A 549-nucleotide genomic window follows, 5' to 3' on the forward strand; every position below is an offset into this window, starting at 1 on the left:
TCGGCGGAGCCCAGGCCCGCGAAGCGGACGTCTCCCGCACGGGCGATCGTGCCCGCCGGCCAGAACCGCTGGTGCTGGAACGCGTACGTCGGCAGGTCCACGCGCCGCGCGCCCGTCCCGGCGTACACGGCGGCCCAGTCCACGGTCGCACCGGAGACGTGCAGGTGTGCCAGGGCGGTGAGTGCCGTCAGCTCCTCGGGCCGGTCCTTGCGCAGGACGGGCACGAGCACGGCGGCCTCGTCGGTCACCGACTCTCGGGCCATGGCGGTCAGTACACCGTCCGGGCCCAGCTCCAGGAAGCGGGTCACGCCCGCGGTCTGAAGGGTGCGTATGCCGTCGGCGAAGCGCACGGCCTCACGGACGTGACGGACCCAGTAGGCGGGAGAGGTCAGCTGTGCCTCGGTGGCGGTCTCCCCAGTGAGGTTGGAGACGACCGGAATGGCCGGGGTGCCGAAGGTCAGGCCCTCCACGACCTCCAGGAAGCGCGCGAGCATCGGTGCCATCAGCGGCGAGTGGAACGCGTGCGAGACACGCAGACGGCTCGTCTTG

General features: G+C 71.9%; 1 protein-coding gene. It reads right to left on the reverse strand.

Annotation, left to right across the window (positions count from 1 at the left end; all coding sequences use genetic code 11):
- On the reverse strand, window positions 1-549 hold a 549-nt coding region (locus ACX9I7_RS32695; protein ID WP_459389413.1), incomplete at both ends, for an acyltransferase domain-containing protein.

The sequence above is a fragment of the Streptomyces sp. L500 genome (assembly GCF_054551825.1).